1 pseudogene is annotated in these 1150 nt (G+C 35.0%); it reads right to left on the bottom strand.

Features of this window, described 5'->3' with window-relative positions:
* Positions 1–51: 51 nt before the first annotated feature.
* Positions 52–1137, bottom strand: a pseudogene (locus C8P70_RS13745) (IS481 family transposase).
* Between the last annotated feature and the right edge of the window lie 13 nt (positions 1138–1150).

Below are 1150 nucleotides of genomic sequence, written 5' to 3' on the forward strand. Positions count from 1 at the left end.
TGTAATAGCCACAACTTCATCTGACAGTTAGGGGTTAAAAATAATTGTCAGTTATTCTCTAAAATCCTTACTACCAAAAGTAAGGATTTTTTGATCCTCTGCAAGAGTTTCTAAAAGTTTTTCTCTTGCCATTGGTTTGCTGTTTAAAAACGTTTGCATAGGTGTTTTTCCATAGCAATGTTTCCCTGTATGAGTTCTTTCCGTATTGTAATATAAAAGCCAGTTGTTTAGGTCTAATTGTAGTTCTTCAATGCTTCTGTAAATCTTCTTTCTAAAAGCAATGGCATAAAACTCATCCTGAATTGTTCTATGAAAACGTTCACAAATACCATTGGTTTGTGGACTTTTAGCCTTGGTTTTGGTATGATCAATATCTTCAATGGCTAAATATAATTGATACTCATGCTGGTCTCTTATTCCACAATATTCCGTTCCTCTATCGGTTAAAATTCTTAACAATCTAAGGTCTTGCTGTTCAAAGAAAGGAACAACTTGGTCGTTAAGCATATCGGCTGCAATAAGTGCATTTTTACGATCGTATAACTTAGCAAAAGCCACTTTAGAGTAGGTGTCTATAAAAGTTTGCTGGTAAATATGACCAACACCTTTAATGTTTCCTACATAATAGGTATCTTGCGCACCTAAATATCCTGGATGATGTGTTTCGATCTCTCCATGCGCTTTTTTCTCTTCTTTAGCACGTTATAATGCTGATAGGTGCGATTCTGTTAAAACAATTCCTTCTTGTGCAGATTTGGATTCTAATGCTTTTAATCGAAGTTTAAAGGTATGCAGATCGTGTCGTTGCCAAATACTTCTTACACCTCCGGGAGAGATGGATAGCCCTTTCTTCTTAAGTTCATTACTTACCCGTAGTTGCCCTAAAGCTGGATTTTCAATGGCTATTTCAACTACTGCTTTTTCAATAGCTTCATCTACACGATTTCTTAATATAGGTTTTCTTCTTGAAATTTCTTGTAGAGCTAATTCGCCACCTTGCTCATAAAGTTCTTTAAATCGGTAAAAGCTATCTCGGGAATATCCCATTACTTTACAAGCCTTAGATACATTTCCTAAATGTTGTGCTAATTCTAACACGCCCAACTTGTTTTTGATGATTTTTTGTTGTGTAGTCATAATACTTAATCTT

Source organism: Myroides indicus, assembly GCF_004364575.1.
GTDB classification, from domain to species: Bacteria; Bacteroidota; Bacteroidia; order Flavobacteriales; family Flavobacteriaceae; genus Flavobacterium; species Flavobacterium indicum_A.